Raw genomic sequence first — 23721 nt, 5'->3', positions numbered from 1 at the left:
CGCACCCATTTAAAAGGATGCTTAACGTGCAGTACGCTTTCCCATTGCTGGCAGTATTGTTTTGGTCGGCCAATACCGTGGTGAATAAAATGACCGTTGGCGTGATTTTTCCTGCTGAGGTCGGATTTTATCGCTGGTTGTTTGCTGGGGTGTTGTTTACGCCGTTTATATTGCGTTCGGTGATCCGCAACTGGGCCAGTATTCGTCCACATCTGTTGAAAATAGGTGTGCTGGGTGTGTTGGGCATGGCGATTTATCAAAGCCTTGCCTACTTTGCTGCGCCAAAAACCTCAGCGACCAATATGGGCATTATTTTATCGCTGATGCCGATGATGTCTTTAGGTATGGCCATTATTGCTTTAGGGCAACGCCTAACCATGGGGGCAATAGTTGGCGCAATATGTTCGTTTTTAGGCGTGCTGTTGGTGGTTAGTCATGGCAATTTGGCCAGTCTCCTGCAACAAGGCATTAACATGGGCGATGCGATGATGTTGATAGCGACCCTAGCCTATGCGCTGTACAGCACTTTGTTGAAGTACTGGCAGATGGAAATTCCTGCGTTGCAGCTACTCTATTTACAGATATTAGTGGCGATTGTCGTATTGTTTCCGCTGTTCTATTTTTCGGAAAAAACGGGTTTAAACAGTGCAAATCTACCGCTGGTGTTATTTGCTTGCGTTTTTGCTTCAATCGCAGCGCCTTTGGCGTGGATGCGTGCGGTGCGTTCCTTAGGGCCGAGTCGCACGGCAGTGTTTTTTAATTTGATGCCGATCCTTACAATCATCATTGCCGCGTTAGTGCTGTCTGAGCAACTTGCCCTTTACCATGCCTTGGGTGGCGGTTTGACCTTATTTGGGGTGCTTCTCTCTGAGCGCTGGACGCGCCCTGTCTGGGCGGGCAAGTAACACTCGGATGCCCCGTACTGTTTAGCTGCGCGTCTCTGCCTGTACGAGGATTTTGTTATTAGTCTGATTGATGTTATTGTTTCTAGCTGCCGCAAATACAATAAACAGGCAGTATTTGCGCCTCTTCCGGTCATTTGACCGGCTTATCGCTGCGGGATTTTACTTCCTCAATCATTTTGGCGACTTGTAGCGAGCACCTAAAGTGCTGCGCTCTGCATGCCTTAGCAGCAATTCTTTTTATGCACTCTCAGGGTCAATCTTGCTGGCCTTGTTGAGTCGCGCGACATCGCCGTGCACAAAAACACGTCCTGCTTGTGACGTTGGCGGCATTAAGGAGTAAGAATGTTTCAGTTTACGACGAGTTCGGCGCTGTTGATCCTACTAGGGTTTTACGGTGCAACCTTTCTCTTGACCCTGCGTATCGGAAAAAAACAAGAAAACGCCGATGGTTATATGACAGCCAATGGTTCTGTAGGCTATGGCATGTCGGCAGCCAGCATGACCGCGACTTGGATTTGGGCTGCATCCTTTTATGCGGCCGCCAGCTCCGGCTATAAGTACGGTCTTTCTGGTGCGATTCATTACGGTTTCTGGGGCGCGCTGATGATTCTCTTTATCTATCCTTTTGGTCGACGCTTTCGCAAGCTCGCTCCTGACGCGCACACCCTTGCAGAAATTATGCATGCGCGCCACGGCACTTCCAGTCAGATGATTTTAGCCGGCTCCAATGTGGTGGGCAGTGTGATCAGTTTGATGGTGAACTTCACAGCGGCGGGCGCACTGGTCAGTATTCTCTCGCCGTTGAGTTTTGTCCAAGGGGTGGTGATTGCTGGTGTCGGGGTCTTGTCTTATACCTTATGGTCAGGTTTTAGAGCATCGGTCTTCACTGATTTTGGCCAGTTAGTTGCGATGATTTTAGCTGCGGTGATTATTATTCCGATGATCTTCTTTCAGCTCGGCGGGCCGACGTTGTTTGAAACAGGCATGGCGAACCTTACTTTAGAGCAGCAAGACTTCTTTTCCACGACCGCGATATTAGAGCAGGGCGCACCGTTTTTTGTTGCAGTATTGGCCTATGCCATCGGTAACCAAACCATTGCTCAGCGCTTATTTGCTGTGCGTGAAGACTTAATTAAATCCAGCTTTATTACGGCGACCATTGGTTATGGTTCGATTGTTATTGGTTTAGGAATGCTGGGGCTGCTCGCATTACTGGCTGGTGTTACCCCGATTGATGGCGATCTTAATAACTTGATTCCGCAGATGGCTGCAACCTACTTGCCGCCCTTTATGGTGGCAATGTTGTTTGTGATGGTGATCGGCTCTTTGTCTTCCACTGCCGACTCTGACTTATCTGCTCTGTCGGCCATTGTGATGACCGATGTCTATGGCAAGCACATAGCCAAGAATAAGCCAGACCCGCTAAAGATGCTGTGGGTTGGTCGCATGACCATGGTTGTCGCTGCTGCACTGGGCGTGGTTTTTGCCAGCTTAAAGCTGGATATTTTGTCCATGCTGATTTTTGTCGGTGCGTTATGGGGTTCGATCGTATTTCCTGTGATTGCCAGTCTGTATTGGAACCGCGTAACTAATGCGGCATTTACTCTGTCGGTTGCGCTGTCGTTCATCTTGTTCTTAGTCGTGCGTTTTAGTTGGTTACCAATTGAAGGTGCAGTCGCCGTCTTCTTTGAGATTATTGCTGCTGTCGGCGGTGGTGTCGTGATTGGTTTGATGACCTTTGGCTTCTTTGGCCGAATAGCGGGCTTAATTGTCGGTGTCATGGCCGCCAGCATTTTAGTGTTCTTTACGGTAGGTTTTTTACGTGAGTATGCTGTATTGCTCAGTTCATTAACGGCTTATGGTGCCAGCACAATTATCTGCACCTTGATCACTTTGCGCAGCAAAGCCCCTGACTTCAACTTTGATAGTATTAATCAACAAGTGATTAAATTCCATAAAGAAGCCGAAGCCGAAGCCGAAGCTGAAGCAAAAGCTTAAGGAAAATTAAGATGACTACATTTGGATTGACTGTGTATGTACTGATTTGGCCGGTGCTATCAACCTTGGTACTGATAACGCTGTGTAGCGCTTTAGTCTTTGATATACGTAAAGCGAAGAAAGAGGGTAAGTCGCTGGTCTAGCGAGTGTTGTAAAAGTAACAAGGCATAGAGCTCCGGGCATGTTTTGTGTCTTTTTAACTTAAGAGTGGCGCGAACAGTGTATCCAGGCTCAATACACATCCTCTAGATAGCGGCCTTGGGCTTTCAGAGTGGCGAGGTCTATACCTAAAGGGGAGATGATTGCATTGATAGTAGTTGACACGCTATTGGCCATATCTCGACCGCCGCAGACTAGAATCTGCGCATTGCCTTCGATTAATTTGCGCAGTTTTTCACTATCTAGAGCAACTTTATCTTGTACGTAGGCGCGCTCATCGCTACGGGAGAACACGGCGTTGAGCTCGGTCAAGCGCCGATCCTTGAGATAAGCGTTAAGCTCTGGCTCATAGAGGAAGTCTGACTCAGATGAGCGACCGCCCCAATACAGGTACATCGGACGCAGCGTTTGATTGTGGCGAATAAAGCCGACCAATGGGCCAATGCCAGTGCCTGCGCCGATCAATATGACAGGTGCTTTGCCAGTGGCAGGGCGAAAGTTTGGATTGGGCTGAATAAAGGCTTCCATGCGGCCGCCAATGGGCAGAGTGTAAAGAAAGTTTGAGCAGACTCCACCAAGGTGCTGACGTACGCAGATTTCAAGAGTGCCGTCGATAGAGGCAGACGCTAGCGAGTAAAAACGCGCTATTGAGCTGTCGGGCGGAAAAATACCCACGAGGTCACCCGCCTCAAAATAAGGCATGCCGGTGCGTTTGCATAAGCGCTTAAGTGCTGTGCTGCTGTGCAGTTCTGCAGGTAATTTAAAACGCAGCACTGCGGTTGGCGCTTGCACGGCAATGCCGTAATCTGCACGCTCAACCAATTCCAGGGTGGTGGTTTTAGGTCGCACTGGGGTATGCAATAGATTTAGCTCTGCACCCAGCGCTGTTCCGAGGGAATGCCCCCAGCGATTGAATTCTTGCGGAGACTGTCGGTTGATGGTGTCGAGTGGCAACAGCTGTGGCCAGTCTTTGGCGTGTAATGCGCTTTCAACCTGTTTGGCAAAGCCGCAGAAATTGGGGTATTGGCGCTCACCAAAGCCCAGGATGGCAGTGGCAAAGGTCGGTTGCTGGGTAATCTTTTCCAGTCGTTTTAGAAAGTGCTTAGCCGAAGCGGGGGCGTCGCCGTCACCGTAGGTTGCGGTTAAAATGAACAACCGTTGTGCCGCACGATAATGGCTGGCCAGTTGATCCATTGGCGCGGTATGCACGCGATGGCCTGCTTGAACTAAAGCGTCGTGTAAGGTTTTAGCAAAGGCCCAGGTTGTATTGCTTTCGCTACCGACGAGAAGCACGCTGTCAGCCGAGTCTGCACTACTGTTGTTGGCTAACTTGGGCTTTGAACTCTGACGTTTCCACCAGATGATAGTGCCAGTAACCGTCAGTAGCGGCACGCTTAGAGCAGACAGTCCTAGCAGCAACCCCAGCCACCACAGCCCTTCACCTGTGTGCAGCATATACATAAACTCATAGAATGCATGTGTTGCGTCATGGGGCTGATATGACAGCCAAACGCCGCTCACCTGATCGATATAGCCAGCACCTTGCTCAGTGGTCATTGAGTACATGCCAGCAGGATCGTTAGGGTAGGGGTAAACCAGTTCACGTAAATCGTTAAAGTCGGTCGCCTTTAAGACTGCTAATGTCTCAATAGCGGTAGGCACACCTTCGGCAACCTCTAGCGGTAATTCTGGATCGGCCTCGACACCTTCGGAGACCAGCTCGAAAGTGCTGGCCGACAGATAAGCGCCAGTCAGTGCTGAGAGCAGCAAGCCCACAATCGCCACGCGGGCAAAGTCGATATGCAGGCGCTGACTCAGCGTGCCGCGCACCGGTTGCAGCAACTGACGCCATCCACCCATCCGTGCGGCCAATAGCATTGCTCCAGAAACCGCTAAGAGAATCATCAATAATGCAGTGATCCCTACAAGCGCCCGGCCTGTGGTGTCAAGCAGCAGTGCGCGATGCAGGTTTTTTATCCAACGTGAGAATGCTGAAGGTTGATAGGGTGCAATACTAGCGCCAGTGAGAGGGTCTGCTTGATCAATACCCACTTGTCCGTCACGACTGAAGTAGACAACAAGCGTGCCTGAAGGGGTGCGAACAATCTGTTCAGCGTCTGGATAATGCAGCGCCAACTTCGCTGTTAACTCGGCGACACTGAGCGTCCCTGCTGCTGGCACGGTCGTGTTGACGCGCTCCAGCGCTGGATCAAGCGATAAAATCGCTCCAGTAACACCCAGCACTATGGCAAACACCGCGGCAATCAGGCCGGGTAATGAGTGAAGTTGGCGTAGCATCTCAATCGTCTCCTTGAGTCTTCAGGATCAAAAGCTGTAGCTCAGTGATTTCACATAACCGCGACCGGGAAAGGACTTGCCTACACCATCACTGGTGAGTGGCGCGCTGGCATCAGCACGGTTATCGCGCATGTCCTCAACTGCCGTGTCCACCCGCACTTCATAGCCGGCATCAATCAGCGCATCGGGAATATCAAGGGTGACATCGAGGGCTTTACCACTCATAACGCTAGCGCCGGTTACGCCATCGTATTCACTGCTGCGCAATCCACTGCCGCGGGCCCAGTCCGGTAAGTGTTTGTAGTATTTGGCTTTTTTGCCTGCGACCCACAGTGTGCGTTGGTATGTGCCGTTGGCATCGACTAAGTAGAGTGCGAGATAAGCACCGTCACCACGGTAGTTTTGCAGTTGTGTGGTGAAGGTTACTTCGCGAGCTTGAGCGAGGGTTGGCAAGGCGATAATCGCTGCCATGCCCAGAATAATAGCGAGCTTTTTCATGGCTTTTCTCCGATGTTGCGTTGCTTATTGTGTTGTGGCGTGTTGCGTTGATAAATCTGCTCTGGGACCAGCGCATTTTTGCCGAATTTGGTTTCTAATTTGCGCAGCTGCAGTGATGCAGGAAAATACTCGGCTTTGACTTTATTGCCGTTTTGATCTAAGCCTTTGACTTCATAGCAGCCTTCATCGACTTTGATGCGGTTGACTGTCCAGCCTTTAGCTTCAAGCATCTGGCGTAGAGTTTCCCTAGACTGCCAGTCGGCGACTGGATCATTGCAGTCGTCATCAGCCAAGGCTGTGCCTGTCATAAGTGTGGTAACAACTAGAACGATGCTTAGCGGTGATTTTTTCATGGCGTTTCCCCAATGAGGCTTACGCTTTTACCTTAGGCTGAACACCTTAAGTTAACCTTAATTGGCTGGGTTGAATGTGAGTATAAGAGAAAGCTTTTGAGCTTTTGATCGGCCGACAGCGCGGCAGAGAGTACAAACAATATTTTGTTTGTTGAATATGTAACGGTTGGCTTAATTTGCTTTCAGGGTATTAAACAGGCATAAAAAGCGTTTTTATTTTCGGGGGCTGATGAGTAGATTATTTAGGATTGCCTGGAGCCAAGCATAGGGAGATGATTGCAGAAGTAGACTAGCTTTAAATATTGGAAGTGGATCGACTGGTTAAGAAGAAGTTTTTCTTACATCTCGCATGAGCAGAGTCTTTGAAGGTGGTGGGCCCACACGGACTTGAACCGTGGACCAAGGGATTATGAGTCCCCTGCTCTAACCAACTGAGCTATGGGCCCCAGTTGCAGCGGCTGATTATACCGATGTGTTATCAAGACGCAAACAAAAACCCCCGAATTATCGGGGGGTTGTTGGTTTTACTCATCTAGGAATGAGCGCAAGTGCTCACTGCGTGATGGGTGGCGCAATTTACGCAGCGCCTTGGCTTCGATTTGACGAATCCGCTCACGGGTTACATCAAACTGTTTGCCGACTTCTTCAAGAGTATGGTCAGTATTCATATCAATACCGAAACGCATACGTAGCACCTTGGCTTCGCGCTCGGTGAGACCACCAAGTACGTCGCGCGTGGCTTCTTTGAGGCTCTCTACTGTGGCGATATCGATTGGCGACTGCATCGTCGAGTCTTCGATAAAATCACCTAAATGCGAGTCTTCATCATCACCAATTGGCGTCTCCATAGAGATTGGCTCTTTGGCGATTTTCAGTACCTTGCGCACGCGATCTTCGGACATTTCCATGCGTTCGCCAAGCTCTTCAGGGGTAGGCTCACGGCCCATCTCTTGGAGCATTTGACGAGAGATGCGATTGAGTTTGTTGATGGTCTCAATCATGTGCACAGGAATACGGATGGTGCGTGCTTGGTCAGCAATCGAACGGGTAATCGCCTGACGAATCCACCAAGTTGCATAGGTTGAGAACTTGTAACCACGACGGTATTCAAACTTGTCAACGGCCTTCATCAAACCAATGTTGCCTTCTTGGATTAAGTCGAGGAACTGCAAACCACGGTTGGTGTACTTTTTCGCAATCGAGATCACTAAGCGCAGGTTGGCTTCGACCATTTCTTTTTTGGCGCGGCCGGCTTTTGCTTCACCGATCGACATGCGACGGTTGATGTCTTTGATTTCTGCGATGGTTAGAGAAGTCGATTCTTCTAAATCAATCAAAATCTGCTGATTGCGCTGAATTTCTTCAACCAATGGCGCAAGTGCTGCGGCGTAACGAGCTTTGCCTTCGCTGAGTTTGGTTGCCCACTCGAGGTTTATTTCATTACCCGGGAAGTGCTTTAAAAAGTCAGCACGAGGCATGCGCGCATCACGAACGCAGAGTTGCATGATCGCGCGCTCTTGTGCACGTACACGCTGTAATGCATCACGCACATGCAGAACCAGTGCATCATACTGCTTGGGCACGAGCTTAATTGGCATAAACAGTTCAGCCAATTCTTGCTGTGCGGCAATCGCTTGTTTGCTATTGCGCTTGTGCTTGAGCAAAATCTTTTCGACTTTAGCCAGCTGTTCAGCGACAGCACCGAAGCGTTGCTTAGCAACTTCAGGATCAGGTCCGCCGTCGCCAGCTTCTTCTTCCTCTTCGGCTTCTTCAGTTTCTTCTTCTTCGTCATCATCATCGGCTGCTTTTTTAGCATCGGCTGCTGTAGCTTTTACTGCAGGCGGGGCAGGTTGCTCAGCAATGCCGTCATCAGGATCGATGTAACCATTAAAGATGTCGGTTAAACGAGTGCCGTCAGTGATAGCACGATCGAAACTAGTGAGAATGTCAGCCACAGTACCTGGGAAGTGAGCAATGGCGCCCATTACTTCACGGATACCTTCTTCGATACGCTTGGCGATTTCAATTTCGCCTTCACGTGTCAACAGCTCAACTGTACCCATTTCACGCATATACATGCGCACTGGGTCAGTGGTGCGGCCAATGTCAGTTTCGACTGCAGCTAATGCAGCAGCAGCTTCTTCAGCGGCGGACTCATCAGTGTCTGAGCCTGCCAATAGCAGTGCGTCAGCATCTGGGGCTGCTTCGGAGACATTAATTCCCATGTCATTGATCATGCGAATAATATCTTCGACCTGTTCTGGGTCAGAAATATCTTCAGGAAGGTGGTCGTTGACCTCGGCGTAAGTCAGGTATCCCTGCTCGCGGCCGAGGGCGATTAATTCTTTTAAACGAGATTGTTGTGCTTTTGCGGACATATCACCCTATCCATGAAAGGTCTGGGCCGAACGGCAAGAAAGAGGCATATTATACTGCATATAATAGCTTAATTGCCAGTTTCGGCGGTACTTGGTGCATTGTTATGCTGTTCAAACAATTCACGCAAGCGTTGTTTTTCTTCGCTAGAAAGTTGGTCAGAGCGAGCCTTGTTGAGTAATTGTTCAATCAAGCGCTCACGTTGACGCGATGCTAAACGAGTTATGGTGTCGAAAAATTGCTGTTCAAGGTTATCAGCATCAATAAGCCATTCTTTTTCAGCCAACGCACGTAAAAGGAGGCCCTGTTCGGTGCCATGCCATCGTGCAATCAATTGTAGTGGGCTGAGGTTGGGGCTTTTTTGTAAGGCTTCGAGTAATGAGACGAGCAATTGTGCATAGAGGTCATCTTCTGCAGCAAGTTTACTTGCGGTGTCAACTTTTAGAGCTAAGTGTGGATGATGCAACAAGGTGCGCAGAGCGGCCAAGTGCGGGGTTTCTACAGCAGCTTTAGCACGGTTTGATTGACGTGCTGGAGCGCTTTTAGGTTGCCACGAGTTTTTACTGTGGCTGTTTTTCTTAAACGATTGAGAGGTTGCCTGATGTGAAGGCTCTGGATAATCGTTTGCGTGAAATGGGTTGTAAGAGTCAAAGTCGGCTGGCTCGCGATCATAGTCACTGCTTGCTGCCCAGTCATGAGCGGGCGGCACATTGCTGTCTGCGCTTGGAGTGTTGGCCAGTCCTGTCATTTGTGTAAGCTTTTGACGCATTAAGGCGCGTAAATTTGCACCAGGAATGCGTTCGATCAGCGGCGCTGCTAAGGTCGCCATGTGCGCTTTGCCTTCCAGTGACTCAAGATTTACTTCTTCAGCTAAGTGAGTAAAGAAGTATTCGGTTAGCGGCACCGCTTGTTGGGTCATGCGCGCCTGAAAAGCTTCTAAGCCTTCGCTACGAATCAAGCTGTCAGGATCTTCGCCATCCGGTACAAACAGGAAGCGCGCTTGCTGGCCGTCTTTTAAATTACTGAGGGTCGCTTCCAGTGCGCGCCAAGCCGCTTTACGGCCGGCGTTATCGCCGTCAAAGCAAAACAAAATCGAAGGCACTACGCGAAATAAACGCTTGATGTGTTCTTCGCTGGTGGCGGTGCCTAAGGTTGCAACAGCGTTACGCAGGCCTTGCTGGGCGAGGGCAATCACATCCATATAACCTTCAACAACAATAATTTCATTGAGTTGTCGGTTGTATTTGCGCGCCTCATATAAGCCGTATAGTTCTTGGCCTTTGTGGAAAACGGGAGTTTCCGGCGAGTTCAAATATTTGGGTTTGTCATCACCTAAAACGCGCCCACCAAAACCAATAATACGCCCGCGCGAGTCATGGATGGGGAAAATAATCCGATCACGAAAACGGTCATAACGACGCTGGCTTTCAGCATTTTCAACCAGCAGGCCAGCATCAATCAGTGCTTTTTGCTGCATGCTGTCGCCGCCTAGGTGTTTGCTTAGATTGTCCCAGCCAGGTGGGGCGAAACCTAAAGCAAAATCGCGTGCAATCACACCAGAGACGCCGCGTTTTTTTAAGTAACTTACCGCTGCATCACGTTGCGGATGGCTTTTCAGAGCGCTGCGGTAATAATCACTGGCGGCGGTTAGTAATGCATACAGTGGTGAATCAACCGCTTGGCGCGGCTTTTGTGGAGCGTTGCTGGCTTCGCGTTCGACTTCGACACCTGCACGCTTGGCCAGCTCTTCGATGGCTTCAGGAAAATCAAGATGATCGTGATCCATGATAAAGCCAAGAGCGTTACCGCCTGCGCCACAGCCAAAGCAGTAATAGAACTGTTTTTCATGGTTGACGCTGAAAGAGGGGGTTTTCTCTTGGTGAAAAGGGCAGCAAGCGGTGTAGTTCTTGCCGGACTTTTTTAATTGCACGCGCGAACTGACCACTTCGACAATGTCGGTGCGGTTCAGTAAGTCATCAATAAAGCCTTGCGCAATTAATCCGGCCATGGAGCCTCGAAAAAGACTGTGATCATGCAGGGCGGCAGAGTGTGCCAGCGACTGCGTTGAAGAGCACTTATCCATGTGACTGTTGACTGCGCTGCAAGTTTTATCGCATTTCTATGCAATCTTGCGGCAGTGCACGCTGGTGTGCTTGATTCCGTGAATCCATGTGTTATTTAACGCATATTTCATCGGGAAAAATAGGGTGTTGGAATTATTCTGGTAAAACGACAAAACCCGGACGAATCCGGGCTTTGTTATGCACTAAACCTGTGGAACTTAATACAGGCGTTCGTGACGACGTTGTTCGCGTTGAACTTTTTTTGCATGACGCTTTACTGCAGCTGCGGCTTTACGCTTACGCTCAGCAGTAGGCTTTTCATAAAATTCGCGACTGCGTACATCAGCAAGAACACCGGCTTTTTCGCAGGAGCGCTTGAAGCGACGCAGAGCAACGTCAAATGGTTCGTTGTCTTTAAGTTTGACAGTTGGCATCCGATTCGTACCTTCATCAATGACCGGGTGGTTTGATATGTATTCAACAAAAATACATATCGGTTTTCAAGGGTTGCGGATATTACCTGCTTTTATCAGGAAAAGCAAAGGCGTTGCTATAAAAGCATAGAACATCGCAACCAAGCCGCTTATGATGCGTCCATATTCTTTTATTGTAAAGTTGGACGGACAGATTAAATGCTGGTCTTAGGTTTAGAAACATCGTGCGATGAAACAGGCGTGGCCTTATACGACAGTGAGCGCGGTCTTTTGGCGGATGCATTATTTAGTCAAATTGAGCTACATCGTCTGTATGGCGGCGTTGTGCCTGAATTGGCTTCGCGTGATCATATCAAACGCATGTTGCCGTTGATTGAACAGGTGCTGGCTGATGCGCAATGCAAGCCAGACGACATTGAAGGAATTGCCTATACAGCAGGCCCAGGCTTGGTTGGAGCCTTGTTGGTAGGGGCATCTTGTGCGCAAGCGTTAGCCTTTGCTTGGGATATTCCTTCGATTGGCGTGCACCACATGGAAGGCCACTTGTTGGCACCAATGCTGGAAGATAATCCTCCACAATTTCCTTTTGTCGCGCTCTTGGTCTCAGGTGGTCACACTCAGTTGGTGCGTGTCGATGGTATTGGTCAGTACCGTTTGCTCGGTGAGTCGATTGATGATGCAGCAGGTGAGGCGTTTGATAAGACTGCGAAGTTAATGGGCCTGAGATACCCTGGTGGTCCTGAAATCGCACGTATTGCTGAGCAAGGACAGGCCGGTCGTTTTGTTTTGCCTAAACCAATGACTGATCGACCAGGGTTGCAGTTTAGCTTCAGTGGTTTAAAAACCGCGACGCTGACGGCGTGGCAGAAATGCGTTGCCGCAGGTGATGACGGCGAGCAAACCCGTGCCGATCTAGCCCATGCCTTTCAGCTTGCAGTCGTGGCCACGCTGACGATTAAATGCCAGCGTGCGCTTGAGCAAGAAAATTTAAAAACTTTAGTGATCGCCGGTGGGGTGAGTGCCAACCAAGCCTTGCGTCGCTCGCTGGAAAGTATGCTAGCGAAACGCCAGGGGCAGGTGTTTTATGCGCGGCCAGAATTTTGTACAGATAATGGCGCAATGATTGCCTATGCCGGTTGTCAGCGCTTAATGGCTGGGCAAAAAGAAGGTGATGCGATCAATGCACGAGCCCGCTGGCCGATGGAAGAGCTGCCAGCGCTGGTCTAATAATCTAATCTTTAAAGCTGCGTTCATTACCCGCTAGTAAGTCTTTTAGATTGCGGCGGTGACGCCAGACCAAGAGTAAGCTGAGCACGCTAACGGGCAGTAAGGCGTGTGGTTGCTGCCAAGCCAAGAGCGGCAAACATAACGGTACGCTGGCTAATGCGGCCAGTGAACTGATGCGGGTAAGGCTAAAGGTTAGCAGCCAAACAGCCACTGCCAAGAGTGCTGCTGGTGGATATAAACCGATCAACATGCCAGCCGTAGTGGCAACGCCTTTGCCTCCGCGAAAATTAAAATACAGCGGATAAAGATGACCAAGCACTGCGGCTAAACCGATCCAAGCTTGCTGCTGTTTCCCGAAACCTAGGTAGCCGGCTAATAAAATTGGCAGTAAACCTTTGCTCAGATCGCCGAGCAGGGTCAGAATAGCCAGACGTTTACCAGCAACACGCAGCATATTGGTGGCACCGGGATTACCAGAACCTTGCGAGCGCGGGTCGCTATTGCCGTAATAACGGCTCAACATTATGGCAAATGAGAGCGAGCCAAGCAGATAAGCGCACACCAGTAATAACTCAAACATTTGCATGATCCAAGGCAATCGAGTCTTGATTCTAACGAGGCAGGAGCAAAGTGGACACGGTATTTATCGAAAGTCTAGAAGTGGACACTGTTATTGGTGCCTATGACTGGGAGCGCACGATTCGCCAAAACTTATTGGTGGATGTGCAAATGGGCTGGGATAACCGCCCTTGTGCTGCAGATGATGCACTGCATTTAGCGTTAGATTACGCAGCTGTGTCTGAAAAAATTCATGATTTTGCACAAAACAGTAACTTTGAGTTGGTTGAGACTTTTGCTGAGCGCTTGGCCGCTTTGTTAATGGCTGATTTCAATATTCCTTGGCTGCGTTTAAGAATCACTAAACCTGGAGCCGTCGCCAGTGCGCGTGGGGTTGGCGTGGAGATTGAACGCGGATGCCGTTAATCGATGTGTATTTAGGTTTAGGCAGCAATATTGAGCGAGAAACGCATTTGTGTGCTGGACTTGATGCTTTGCATGAGTTGTTTGGCAACCTGAACTGCTCGCCAGTGTTTGAAAGCGAGCCAGTTGGTATTCGCAGTGATTGTTTCTTGAATATGGTGGTGCAGGTTAAAACCAGTATGCCGCTGCAAGAGTTGGATCAACGCCTTAAGCAGATTGAAGCGCTCAATGGTCGTTATGCGTTGCCGCGTAAAGGTCTGCCGCTGGATATTGATGTGTTGCTCTACGGTCAGCAAGTAGGCGTGTATGGCAGTATCACCTTGCCGCGTGCAGAAATCTTAAAAAATGCTTTTGTGCTGTGGCCGCTCGCCTTATTGGCCGGACGGGTGCAGCATCCTGTGGCGCAGCTTTCCTTTGCAGAGTTATGGCAGCAGGCGCACATTTCTCAGCAGTTGTGGCCGACAGCCTTTAGCTGGCATGGGCAGGCACTTACGCCACCTGCTTTGTTAAAAGCTAGTGCGGTGTAATGCTGAGTTATTTGCCAATTAACCAAGACTAATCAAACAGCCACCAGTGGGGGCAATATGCGGGTTCTAGTGTTAGGTGCAGGCGTAGTAGGGGTGACAACGGCCTATTATTTAGCGCGACAAGGTTATGAAGTGGTGGTGGTTGATCGACAGCCCAATGTGGCTGAAGAGACCAGTTTTGCCAATGCGGGACAGGTTTCTCCTGGTATCGCTTCACCTTGGGCTGCACCTGGTATACCGCTAAAAGCCGTGAAGTGGTTGCTGCAGCGTCACTCGCCTTTTTCCTTGCGCTTTACTACCGATCCCCGTCAGTACAACTGGATGTTGCAGATGCTGCGCAATTGTCGCGCCGCGCCTTATGCTGTAAATAAAGAACGCATGGTACGCATGGCCGAATATAGTCGCGATTGCCTCGATGCGTTGCGCCTAGAAACTGGCGTTGAGTATGAAGGCCGACAAAAAGGCACCACGCAATTGTTTCGTACCCAGCAGCAGTTTGATAACGCTGCGCAAGACATTGCAGTTTTAGAGCGCAGTGGCGTGCCGTACTTGCTATTGGAGTCGGCAGGCATTGCTAGCGTAGAACCTGCTTTGGCGGCCGTTGCTGATACCTTGGTGGGTGCTTTGCATTTGCCTAATGATCAAACCGGCGACTGCAATATGTTTACCCGCAATTTAGCGCGTATGGCCCAAGATCTTGGGGTTGAGTTTCGCTTTGGCAGTACGGTTCATCATTTGCAAAGCAGTGCCGATCAAATCACCGGTGTACAGATTGACGGGCAATTGGAAACCGCCGATTACTATGTGATGGCGATGGGCAGTTATTCCACCAATATGCTGGCGCCGCTGGGGATTAAAATACCTGTCTATCCTTTAAAAGGTTACTCGCTGACAGTGCCGATCACTGAGCCGAGTATGGCGCCGCAATCAACCATTCTTGATGAAAGCTACAAAGTAGCGATTACTCGCTTGGATCAACGTATTCGTGTCGCCGGCATGGCCGAGATTGGTGGTTTTAATCTTGATCTGAATCCACGTCGTCGTGAAACGCTTGAGTATGTGGCGAACTTGCTTTATCCCGAAGGTGGCGATCTCAGTCAGGCACAATTTTGGACGGGATTGCGCCCGGCAACTCCAGACGGCACGCCTATCGTTGGTAAAACAGCCTACCGGAATTTATTTTTAAACACGGGGCACGGCACTTTAGGTTGGACCATGTCTTGTGGTTCTGCGAGTTATTTGGCCGATATTATCAGTCAAAAAACGCCGCAAATTAGCACTGAAGGTTTCGATGTGTTTCGTTACGCTTGATCTGTTTCAGGGTGTTGCTGTTAAGTCGTGAATAAGCGGTATGCGGGGCAAAACCTAGAGGTTTTGCGTCAATGGTTTTTTAGAAGAGTAATAGGTCATGCGTCCAGCGCGCGCGTTAATTGATTTGCAAGCATTGCGACATAACTATCAAGTTGCCAAACAACTCAGTGCCGATAAAGCCTTGGCTGTGGTGAAGGCGGATGCCTATGGGCATGGTGCAGTGGCGTGTGCTAAGGCATTAGTGGATTTGGCTGATGGTTTTGCTGTGGCCTGCTTAGAGGAAGCGCTTGAATTGCGCATGGCAGGCATTGCGCAGCCGATTGTTTTGCTTGAAGGTTTTTTTAGTGCTGATGAGTTGGCGCTGATTGAAGCGAATGATTTGTGGTGCGTGGTACATGCAGAGTGGCAGTTGGCAATTATCGAGCAAGCTCATTTAACTCGACCGCTAACGGTATGGTTGAAAATGGACTCAGGAATGCACCGCGTCGGTTTCTTTGCACATGAGTACCGCGCCGCTTGGCAGCGTTTACAGGACAGTAACAATGTCGCCTCGATCGTCTTGATGAGCCATTTTGCACGCGCTGATGAACTCGATTGCACAAGTACTGATGAGCAGTATCAGTTGTTTCAAGACGCCTCTGCGGGTATTGATGCACCGATTAGCATTTGTAATTCTCCAGCATTGGTGGCCTGGCCGCATATTCGCAGCGATTGGTCGCGGCCTGGAATTATTTTATATGGCAGTCAACCCGTGCCTGGCAGTGAGCAGCAGTTTTTACCGGTGATGAGTCTGCAATCAAAAATTATTGCGGTGCGAGAATTGCCGCTAGGTGAGGCGATTGGCTATGGCGCGCAATGTGTGACCAGTCGTGCGACTCGAGTTGGGATTGTTGCGATGGGCTATGCCGATGGCTACCCGCGACATGCTCCTACGGGTACTCCGGTCTCGGTAGAGGGTTGTAGAACCCAGTTGCTGGGGCGTGTGTCGATGGATATGTTAGCGGTCGATCTAACTGATTTGCCGCATGCGGACGTTGGCAGTGCAGTTGAGTTATGGGGACAAAGCGTCTCGATTGATGAGGTTGCCGCCTGTGCAGGAACCATTTCTTATCAACTGCTGTGCAATGTAAAGCGCGTTGTGCGCGAATATTCACCATATTAATGCAGAAAAACCTTGCTGCGACATGTTGTGCTGTTTGCGTGAGGGCAGGGAGTGGTTATACTGTGCTGAGCTCGCTAAAGATCGCATGCGAGAATGAATTGTAATGATAATAGAGGGTGTACCGTGAACCTGATTAAAAAAATTCTGCTGGCTCAAGCAACGGTTTTAGCCTTATGGGCAGCCAGCGCACAAGCTACGACTGATGAAGATATTGCACAACGCATCAAGCCTGTTGGTGAAGTTTGTGTACAAGGCCAAGAATGTGCGAATGCACCAGCTCCAGCGGCGGTTGCCGATGTTGCCGATGTTGCTGATGCGGGTGCTGCAGCGACTGCTTCTGCAGGCCGTAGTGGTGATGAAATTTACAGCAAATATTGCACAGTCTGTCATGGCACAGGATTAATGAACGCGCCTAAAACAGGCGACTCTGCTGATTGGCAAGCCCGTGCCGATGCTAAAGGCGGCCTCGATGGTATCCTGAAAACCGCTATCAGCGGTATCAATGCAATGCCGCCAAAAGGCACTTGCAGTGATTGCACCGATGACGAGTTGCTGGGCGCAATCAAGTCTATGTCTGGCTTGTAATTCCCCCGCTTGTTTAAAAAAACCGCCGTACGGCGGTTTTTTTATCGCTACAGCGAATACTTAATTATCTTGGAGATGAGTACGTGCTGCACAGTTACGGTAATGGTTTAGTTATTGCACTTGGCCTAATTATGGCTATTGGTGCACAAAATGCATTTGTACTGTCGCAAGCGCTACGCCGCGAACATCATCTGTGGGTTGCCGGCGTTTGTGTGTTCTTTGATGTGCTACTGGTTGCTTGCGGCGTTTATGGGCTCGCGCAGCTATTAATCAGCAGTCCCGTGCTGCTATTGATTGCACGCTGGGGTGGTGTGCTGTTTTTATCTTGTTATGGTGCGTTAGCACTACGCCGTGCTTTTCGTAAAAACACATTAGAGGTTGCAGCAATACGACCTGCTCAGTCATTGCAAGCGGTAGTTATGACCACTTTGGCTGTGACCCTGCTTAACCCACATGTGTATTTAGATACGGTTTTGCTGATTGGCTCTTTGGGTGCCCAGCAAGATTATCCTGGCGCTTATGTGCTTGGTGCTGCGAGCAGTTCAGTGTTGTGGTTTTTTAGTTTAGCGCTTGGTGCAGCAAAGCTGGCACCCTGGTTGGCGCGGCCTATTACTTGGCGTGTGATTGATTTTTTAGTGGCGCTGATGATGTTTAGTGTTGCACTGCAATTACTGCTCAATGGCTAAAGCCTTATAGATACTGCGTGGATAAGCCGCACTTTGAATGCTATGATGAATGACTTAAAGCAAGTCGGAACCGCTGGCAATTGAATCAGCTGTCCGTTAATAGGCTTGCTGATTGTGCCTCGTCTGATGTAATTGGAGAATAATCATGGCTTTTGAATTACCTGCACTTCCTTACGAAAAAAATGCCCTAGAACCGCATATCTCTGCAGAAACCCTAGATTTTCACCATGGCAAGCACCACAACGCTTATGTCGTGAACTTGAATAACTTGGTTCCAGGTACTGAGTTTGAAGGTAAAAGCTTAGAAGAAATCATTAAAACTTCAAGCGGCGGCGTATTTAACAACGCTGCACAAGTTTGGAATCATACATTTTACTGGAATTGCTTGGCAGCTAATGCCGGCGGAGCACCGACTGGCGCTTTAGCTGATGCAATCAATGCAAAGTTTGGTTCATTTGACGCATTTAAAGAAGAGTTCACCAAAACTGCAATCGGTACATTCGGTTCAGGTTGGGCTTGGTTAGTGAAAAAAACTGACGGCTCTTTAGCGTTAGCAAGCACCATTGGTGCTGGCTGCCCACTGACCAGCAACGATAAGCCATTGTTGACTTGTGATGTTTGGGAGCACGCTTACTACATTGATTACCGTAATGCGCGTCCTAAGTACGTTGAAGCGTTCTGGAATCTAGTTAACTGGGACTTCGTTGCGAAAAATTTCGCAGGCTAAGTTTCTAAAATTTTAGCAATTGCTTCACAAAAGCCCCCTATCTTGATAGCTAAGATAGGGGGCTTTTTGTTTGTACAGATTTGATTTTTGACAAGGCTTTTTTTTTATGGTTTATGGAGCGTGTGAACAGCTAATTAAGATATAGTCTTAACTTAAGATGGTTGCCCTCAAGAATAAATTAAAGGCAGATGGTTTGAGCATAGAACGTAAACACAGCTTATCTTTCAAGTTGCTGCGCTGGGTACTGGGCGCTGCACTGTTAGTCGGTGTTGCATTAAGCTTTATGCAAATTGCTTACGATGTGTTTGTTACGCGTCAGCTAATAGACAGTGATGCAAAACGTATTTTATCGATGTTTAAAGACCCTTCAACGCAAGCAATTTACAGTCTAGATCAAGATGTGGGGCAGCAAGTTATTGAAGGCTTACTGCAGCATGAGGCTGTTCGTGAAGCCGTAATAGGTCACCTAGGTGAACCCGATTTGGCGTTTGGCTCACGAGAATTAAGTATTCTTTCTTGTCGCAGTGTGACTGATTTGTTTTTTATGCCAGAGCGTACTTATGAGGTCGCCTTAGTAGGTGGTAACGAGTCTGAGGAATACTATGGCGATCTTCGCATCGTTTTAGATACTGCGAGCTATGGTGAGCGTTTTCTAAAGAACTCTGTAGTGATTCTGATATCAGGAATCTTGCGGGCATTGCTTCTCGGTCTGGTGCTTTACTTGATTTATCATGCGCTATTGACTCGCCCTCTGGCTAAAATAATTCGGCATTTAGGACGGATTAATCCTGATCGGCCAGCAGAATATCAACTGCCTGTGCTGTCTGGGCATGAAAAAAATGAGCTGGGTGTATGGACGCGCAAAGTGAATCAGTTGCTAGCCTCCATTGAGCGTAATACTCATTTGCGCAGAGAAGCTGAAGACAGTTTGTTATTGATGTCCCAAGTTGATTTTTTGACCGGTTTACCCAACCGCCAAGAGCTGCAGTTACAGTTAGATAAAATTATTGACGATGCTAGTGACAAACAACACGGCGTGGCTGTGCTTTGTTTAGGTTTGGATGATTTTAAAAATATTAACGAACAGCATAACTATCAAGTGGGCGATTGGCTGTTGCAAGGGATGGCTCAGCGTTTACGTAAATATATAGGGCATGATGGTTGCTTGGCTCGTTTAGGGGGAGATCAGTTTGTTATTGTGCAAGCGGGTATTGATGAACCCGAACAGGCAGCAGCATTAGCACAAAATATTATTGATAGTCTAAAAGAACCATTAGTCATGACTCAAGCGTACAGCCCCGAGTTTTTATCAGTGCGCTTAAATGTCACCATCGGCATTACTTTATATCCTGATGACGGCGATAATACTGAGGTTTTGTTGCAGCAAGCTGAACAAACGATGCAGTTGGCTAAAAAAGGTGCGCGTAATCGTTACCAGTTTTTTATCGCCAGTATTGATATGGAAATGCGTAAGCGCAGGCGTCTTAAAAAAGAGCTGAAAGATGCAATTGCTAGTAATCAATTGTATTTGGTGTATCAGCCACAAATGAGCTATAGCACTCAGGGGATTATTGGCGTAGAAGCTTTATTACGTTGGCAACATCCTGAGTTGGGGGCGGTTCCACCAGATGTGTTTATTCCGTTGGCAGAGCAAAGCAGTAATATTATTGAAATTGGTGAGTGGGTTTTAGAGAAAGCCTGTCAGCAGCTACGAGCTTGGAATGATGAAGGGATCAGAGAGCTAAGGATGGCTGTTAATTTGTCTGCTGCGCAATTGCACCATGCTGATTTACTGCGTGTCGTGCAAGAGAAGCTGACGACTTACAACTTAGATGCAGGCAGTTTAGAGTTAGAAATTACAGAAACAGGCTTAATGGAAGATATTAAAGCGGCGGCAAGCAATTTACGTGGTTTACGTCGTATGGGCGTGCTGGTTGCGATTGATGATTTTGGTACGGGTTACTCATCGTTGAGTTATTTAAAAACTCTGTCGCTGGATAAAATCAAAATTGATAAAAGCTTTGTGCAAGACATGCTTGATAGTGAAGATAACGCAATTATTGTAAAAACTATTATTCAGCTGAGTAAAAGCTTAGGTATGCAAGTCATTGCAGAAGGAGTTGAAACCCTTGAGCAAGAACGCTTTATTATCGAACTGGGTTGCGATGAGGGCCAAGGGTATTTGTACAGTAAGCCAGCTTCAGCTAACGAGATTAGCGCTTTGATACGCAGAGCCACTGGGTAGTTATTAAAACTCAAGCCAAGTTTCGAACTTATTTGATGCGTTTTGAAACCATTCAGGATAGACAGGTTTAAGGCTGTTGAGATAATGACTACCGCCGAGCTGGCGTACTTGCTGACCGATCCAGCGTGCACGTTGCTGGGTTGCTGAGGAGGGCTTGCTTGCACTGCGTTGCAAGGGATTTGGCAAGACTGCAGCGAGTAGATAAGCCTGCTGATTGCTTAGGTAAGCAGCACTTGTATTGAAATGGTATTGCGCCGCTGCCTGCGCTCCAAAAATTCCAGGCCCCCATTCTGCGCTGTTTAAATACACTTCAAGAATCCGCTCTTTACTCCATAGCAACTCAATCCACAAAGTGAACCACGCTTCTAGTGCTTTGCGCGGCCAGCTACGCGAGGACCATAAGAATGTGTTCTTGGCCACCTGCTGTGAAATTGTACTGGCGCCTCGTATACTGTTGCCTTGCTGGTTAAAGGCTAAAGCCGCACGAATAGCTTCGATATCAAAGCCGTAATGGTTAGAGAACTGTTGGTCTTCTGCGGCAATCACGGCCATTTTTAGATGGTCGGGTAAGATGTTCCAGGGTTGCCAGATGCGTTTAGCACTGTAATCCTCTCCTGCGAAATGAGCTTCGAGTTGTCTTTCTAACATGAGCGCGCTGTAGGGTACATTCACCCAGCGCATGATCAATACTAGAAAGATACTTAACGCCATCGCGCAGATTAGCGTGAGTAATAGAGTACGAAATAGTTTACGTAGCATCATGTGAGCCTGCAAATATGTAAACAGCAGTATAACCAGCGTTTTAATTTTGTGGAGTGTTGATCGTGCGCTATGGGATATTGATCGCAGCAGTTTTTGGTTGTTTAGCAGTATTACTCGGCGCATTTGCTGCGCATGGTTTAAAAAGCACGCTTAGTACCGAGCACTTAGCTGTTTTACAGACGGGAGTGCATTATCAATTTATTCATGCTTTGGCTTTGTTGCTGGTTGCGGTATTGGCGCAAAGCCGTCCTTCGCGGGCGTTATTGCTCGCCACTGTTTTTTTCACTCTAGGCGTGGTTTTGTTTTCAGGCAGTTTATATGTGCTGGTTTTAACGCCCTTTAAGCCTGGCTTGATTACGCCTGTGGGTGGTGGTTTGCTGGTGTTGGGTTGGGTCAGTTTGGCTTGCTCTGCTTGGCATAAAGGGTAAAACTTGGTTATTGCGGGGTGAACCCGTTAAAATAATAGTCCTTCGGAATTTCACGGTTGTGTTATGCATATTCAGTTGAATGGTGAGACCTACGCATTAAGCGGACCGCTCAGTGTCGCAGGTTTGCTTGAGCATCTGCAGTTAGCAGGGCGCCGCGTTGCCGTCGAGTTAAACTTCGAAATTGTGCCACGCAGCCAGTACGAGACAACGCATCTTAAAGATGGTGATGCGCTTGAAGTCGTACATGCGATTGGCGGCGGTTAGTCAAAGCTGATCGTCTTTACTTAACTAAGAGAGACTCTAGATGAATCTTGCGCGTACAGACCACCCCTTTACTATTGCGGGAAAGACCTACTCATCGCGTTTGCTCGTGGGTACGGGTAAATACAAAGACATGGAAGAAACTCGTTTAGCGATCGAAGCTTCGGGTGCTGAAATTGTCACTGTGGCGGTGCGCCGTACTAATATTGGCCAGAATAAAGATGAACCCAACTTATTGGACGTCATCAGCCCTGATCGCTATACGATTTTACCGAATACAGCAGGTTGCTACGATGCTGAGTCAGCCATTCGCACCTGCCGTTTAGCACGAGAGCTGCTGGGTGATCACACCCTGGTTAAATTGGAAATTCTAGCTGACCAAAAAACCTTATTCCCTAATGTCGTGGAAACCCTAAAGGCCGCTAAAGTGTTGGTCGATGAAGGTTTTGACGTGATGGTCTACACCAGTGATGATCCAATTATTGCGCGTGAATTGGAGGCGATTGGTTGCATCGCAGTGATGCCGTTAGCGGGTTTGATTGGTACAGGCTTGGGGATTTGTAATCCATATAATCTGCGCATTATTTTGGAAGAAGCTAAGATTCCAGTGCTGGTCGATGCCGGTGTCGGCACAGCCTCTGATGCCACTATTGCGATGGAAATGGGCTGTGCTGCAGTCTTGATGAACAGTGCCATTGCTAATGCGCAACAACCGATTTTAATGGCGCAAGCGATGCGTCATGCCATTGAGGCAGGTCGTTTAGCCTACTTGGCTGGGCGTATGCCGAAAAAACTTTATGCCAGCGCTTCTTCGCCACTTGATGGCATGATTGGTTAAATACAATATTTCAGTCAATGGTGCTGCGGGTTGCAGTGCCATTGTGCATATTTAAATAGGATTCCCATGACAGACGATCTGATCACAGGTGAAGCATTGCCTGTGCGCCGCCGTGAAATTAAAAGCTATGTAATGCGTGCTGGTCGTATGACGGATGGGCAGCAGCGTGGTTTAGATGAAGGCTGGCCAAAATTTGGCTTATTGTTGGCTGACGGTCCGCAAGATTTTGACAGTGTATTTGGTCGCCAAGCACCGCGCACCTTAGAAATCGGCTTTGGGATGGGGCAATCGCTGCTGGAGATGGCGCAAGCCGCTCCAGAACAAGACTTTATTGGCATTGAAGTGCATCGCCCAGGGGTTGGTGCGTTGCTCAATGGTTTGCTAACTGAGAATATTAGCAATGTGCGAGTGTACAGTTGCGATGCGCTGGAAGTGCTGAAAAGCTGTGTAGCGGATGCCAGTCTTGATCGCTTAATGCTGTTTTTTCCAGACCCGTGGCACAAGAGTCGCCATCATAAGCGCCGTATTGTTCAGCCAGAGTTTGCTCAGTTGGTACGCAGCAAGTTAAAGGTTGGCGGTGTCTTTCATTTGGCGACCGACTGGGAGCAGTATGCTGAGCATATGTTGGAGGTGTTAAATGTTGCACCGGGCTTACAGAACTTGTCCGAGGATCAGACTTGGGTGGCGCGACCAGAAGAGCGGCCAGTCACCAAGTTTGAGCGTCGTGGAGAACGATTAGGGCATGGTGTTTGGGATTTAAAGTTTATCCGCGTAGATGATTAATATAACGCTGAGTTCTTAAATAATTGTTATGGTCTTTTTGCGTGCATGCAAGTAGGATGAAAACTACAATTATAGTTATTGCTTGTAGTGCTAGTTGCTTAAAATTGCTGAGAT

At 48.6% G+C, this 23721-nt stretch carries 23 protein-coding genes, 1 tRNA gene and 2 pseudogenes; 16 read left to right on the top strand and 10 right to left on the bottom strand.

Annotated elements, in window-relative coordinates; all coding sequences use genetic code 11:
* Positions 1-26 precede the first annotated feature (26 nt).
* The 3 genes from H591_RS0105910 to H591_RS16095 all read left to right on the top strand — a co-directional run bounded on the left by H591_RS0105910 (position 27) and on the right by H591_RS16095 (position 3046).
* A complete protein-coding gene (locus H591_RS0105910) occupies positions 27-905 on the top strand; it encodes a DMT family transporter (RefSeq protein ID WP_028244218.1) in 879 nt (292 codons plus the stop codon).
* 342 nt (positions 906-1247) lie between these two features.
* The gene (locus H591_RS0105905; RefSeq protein ID WP_022966028.1) at positions 1248-2903 is read left to right on the top strand and encodes a sodium:solute symporter family protein; all 1656 of its coding nucleotides are present in this window, start codon (positions 1248-1250) and stop codon (positions 2901-2903) included.
* An 11-nt stretch (positions 2904-2914) separates the two neighbouring features.
* On the top strand, positions 2915-3046 hold the full coding sequence (locus tag H591_RS16095; RefSeq protein WP_211219967.1) for a putative transporter small subunit: 132 nt from the start codon (positions 2915-2917) through the stop codon (positions 3044-3046).
* An 88-nt stretch (positions 3047-3134) separates the two neighbouring features.
* Here H591_RS16095 and H591_RS0105900 read toward each other — a convergent pair whose 3' ends face one another.
* The 8 genes and pseudogenes from H591_RS0105900 to rpsU form a co-directional block, all read right to left on the bottom strand.
* Entirely contained in the window at positions 3135-5360 is a 2226-nt protein-coding gene (locus tag H591_RS0105900; protein WP_022966027.1) for a PepSY domain-containing protein, read from the bottom strand.
* A 27-nt stretch (positions 5361-5387) separates the two neighbouring features.
* Positions 5388-5858 (bottom strand): DUF2271 domain-containing protein, encoded by a 471-nt coding sequence (locus tag H591_RS0105895; RefSeq protein WP_022966026.1) that lies wholly within the window; start codon positions 5856-5858, stop codon positions 5388-5390.
* Entirely contained in the window at positions 5855-6211 is a 357-nt protein-coding gene (locus tag H591_RS14955) for a PepSY domain-containing protein (protein ID WP_022966025.1), read from the bottom strand. The genes H591_RS0105895 and H591_RS14955 overlap by 4 nt, the downstream gene beginning before the upstream one ends.
* Positions 6212-6580: 369 nt before the next feature.
* Positions 6581-6657, bottom strand: a tRNA-Ile gene (locus tag H591_RS0105885).
* Positions 6658-6735: 78 nt separating this feature from the next.
* Positions 6736-8589 (bottom strand): RNA polymerase sigma factor RpoD, encoded by a 1854-nt coding sequence (rpoD, locus tag H591_RS0105880; RefSeq protein ID WP_022966024.1) that lies wholly within the window; start codon positions 8587-8589, stop codon positions 6736-6738.
* A gap of 68 nt (positions 8590-8657) precedes the next feature.
* Positions 8658-9104, bottom strand: a pseudogene (locus tag H591_RS16290) (DNA primase); the annotation flags it as partial.
* A gap of 141 nt (positions 9105-9245) precedes the next feature.
* Positions 9246-10595, bottom strand: a pseudogene (gene dnaG / locus H591_RS0105875) (DNA primase); the annotation flags it as partial.
* Between the two features lie 273 nt (positions 10596-10868).
* Positions 10869-11084 carry a 30S ribosomal protein S21 gene (gene rpsU / locus H591_RS0105870; protein ID WP_022966022.1) on the bottom strand — a complete coding sequence of 72 codons (216 nt, stop codon included), beginning with the start codon at positions 11082-11084 and terminating at the stop codon, positions 10869-10871.
* 198 nt (positions 11085-11282) lie between these two features.
* Here rpsU and tsaD point away from each other — a divergent pair, with 198 nt between their 5' ends.
* Positions 11283-12311 (top strand): tRNA (adenosine(37)-N6)-threonylcarbamoyltransferase complex transferase subunit TsaD, encoded by a 1029-nt coding sequence (gene tsaD / locus H591_RS0105865; RefSeq protein WP_022966021.1) that lies wholly within the window; start codon positions 11283-11285, stop codon positions 12309-12311.
* Positions 12312-12315: 4 nt separating this feature from the next.
* Here the strand turns inward: tsaD and plsY are convergent, their stop codons facing one another.
* Positions 12316-12891, bottom strand: a complete 576-nt coding sequence (plsY, locus tag H591_RS0105860; protein WP_022966020.1) for a glycerol-3-phosphate 1-O-acyltransferase PlsY — start codon at positions 12889-12891, stop codon at positions 12316-12318.
* A gap of 50 nt (positions 12892-12941) precedes the next feature.
* Between plsY and folB the strand changes: the two genes are divergently transcribed.
* From folB to H591_RS0105820, 8 genes are all read left to right on the top strand, one after another.
* Positions 12942-13295 (top strand): dihydroneopterin aldolase, encoded by a 354-nt coding sequence (folB, locus tag H591_RS0105855; RefSeq protein ID WP_022966019.1) that lies wholly within the window; start codon positions 12942-12944, stop codon positions 13293-13295.
* Positions 13286-13819, top strand: a complete 534-nt coding sequence (gene folK / locus H591_RS0105850; RefSeq protein ID WP_022966018.1) for a 2-amino-4-hydroxy-6-hydroxymethyldihydropteridine diphosphokinase — start codon at positions 13286-13288, stop codon at positions 13817-13819. The genes folB and folK overlap by 10 nt, the downstream gene beginning before the upstream one ends.
* Before the next feature lie 57 nt (positions 13820-13876).
* Positions 13877-15130 carry a D-amino acid dehydrogenase gene (locus H591_RS14950; protein WP_022966017.1) on the top strand — a complete coding sequence of 418 codons (1254 nt, stop codon included), beginning with the start codon at positions 13877-13879 and terminating at the stop codon, positions 15128-15130.
* A 97-nt stretch (positions 15131-15227) separates the two neighbouring features.
* Entirely contained in the window at positions 15228-16292 is a 1065-nt protein-coding gene (gene alr / locus H591_RS0105840) for an alanine racemase (RefSeq protein ID WP_022966016.1), read from the top strand.
* 123 nt (positions 16293-16415) lie between these two features.
* Entirely contained in the window at positions 16416-16877 is a 462-nt protein-coding gene (locus H591_RS0105835) for a c-type cytochrome (RefSeq protein ID WP_022966015.1), read from the top strand.
* Between the two features lie 83 nt (positions 16878-16960).
* The gene (locus H591_RS0105830; RefSeq protein WP_022966014.1) at positions 16961-17563 is read left to right on the top strand and encodes a LysE/ArgO family amino acid transporter; all 603 of its coding nucleotides are present in this window, start codon (positions 16961-16963) and stop codon (positions 17561-17563) included.
* A 145-nt stretch (positions 17564-17708) separates the two neighbouring features.
* A complete protein-coding gene (gene sodB, locus H591_RS0105825) occupies positions 17709-18290 on the top strand; it encodes a superoxide dismutase [Fe] (protein WP_022966013.1) in 582 nt (193 codons plus the stop codon).
* 193 nt (positions 18291-18483) lie between these two features.
* A complete protein-coding gene (locus H591_RS0105820; protein ID WP_028244216.1) occupies positions 18484-20535 on the top strand; it encodes a putative bifunctional diguanylate cyclase/phosphodiesterase in 2052 nt (683 codons plus the stop codon).
* Positions 20536-20538: 3 nt separating this feature from the next.
* On the opposite strand, the gene mtgA is transcribed toward H591_RS0105820, so the two are convergent.
* Positions 20539-21294: a monofunctional biosynthetic peptidoglycan transglycosylase gene (gene mtgA, locus H591_RS14945; RefSeq protein ID WP_051145808.1), complete on the bottom strand. Its 756-nt coding sequence runs from the start codon at positions 21292-21294 to the stop codon at positions 20539-20541.
* Between the two features lie 62 nt (positions 21295-21356).
* Here mtgA and H591_RS0105810 point away from each other — a divergent pair, with 62 nt between their 5' ends.
* The 4 genes from H591_RS0105810 to trmB all read left to right on the top strand — a co-directional run bounded on the left by H591_RS0105810 (position 21357) and on the right by trmB (position 23607).
* Positions 21357-21725, top strand: a complete 369-nt coding sequence (locus H591_RS0105810; protein WP_028244215.1) for a DUF423 domain-containing protein — start codon at positions 21357-21359, stop codon at positions 21723-21725.
* A gap of 63 nt (positions 21726-21788) precedes the next feature.
* Positions 21789-21989 (top strand): sulfur carrier protein ThiS, encoded by a 201-nt coding sequence (thiS, locus tag H591_RS0105805; protein ID WP_022966009.1) that lies wholly within the window; start codon positions 21789-21791, stop codon positions 21987-21989.
* Between the two features lie 40 nt (positions 21990-22029).
* Positions 22030-22824 carry a thiazole synthase gene (locus tag H591_RS0105800; RefSeq protein WP_022966008.1) on the top strand — a complete coding sequence of 265 codons (795 nt, stop codon included), beginning with the start codon at positions 22030-22032 and terminating at the stop codon, positions 22822-22824.
* Positions 22825-22890: 66 nt separating this feature from the next.
* On the top strand, positions 22891-23607 hold the full coding sequence (gene trmB / locus H591_RS0105795; protein ID WP_022966007.1) for a tRNA (guanosine(46)-N7)-methyltransferase TrmB: 717 nt from the start codon (positions 22891-22893) through the stop codon (positions 23605-23607).
* Positions 23608-23721 lie beyond the last annotated feature (114 nt).

It is taken from the genome of Denitrificimonas caeni DSM 24390, assembly GCF_000421765.1.
Lineage (GTDB): Bacteria > Pseudomonadota > Gammaproteobacteria > Pseudomonadales > Pseudomonadaceae > Denitrificimonas > Denitrificimonas caeni.
This window is presented reverse-complemented; position numbering and strand designations above follow the sequence as displayed.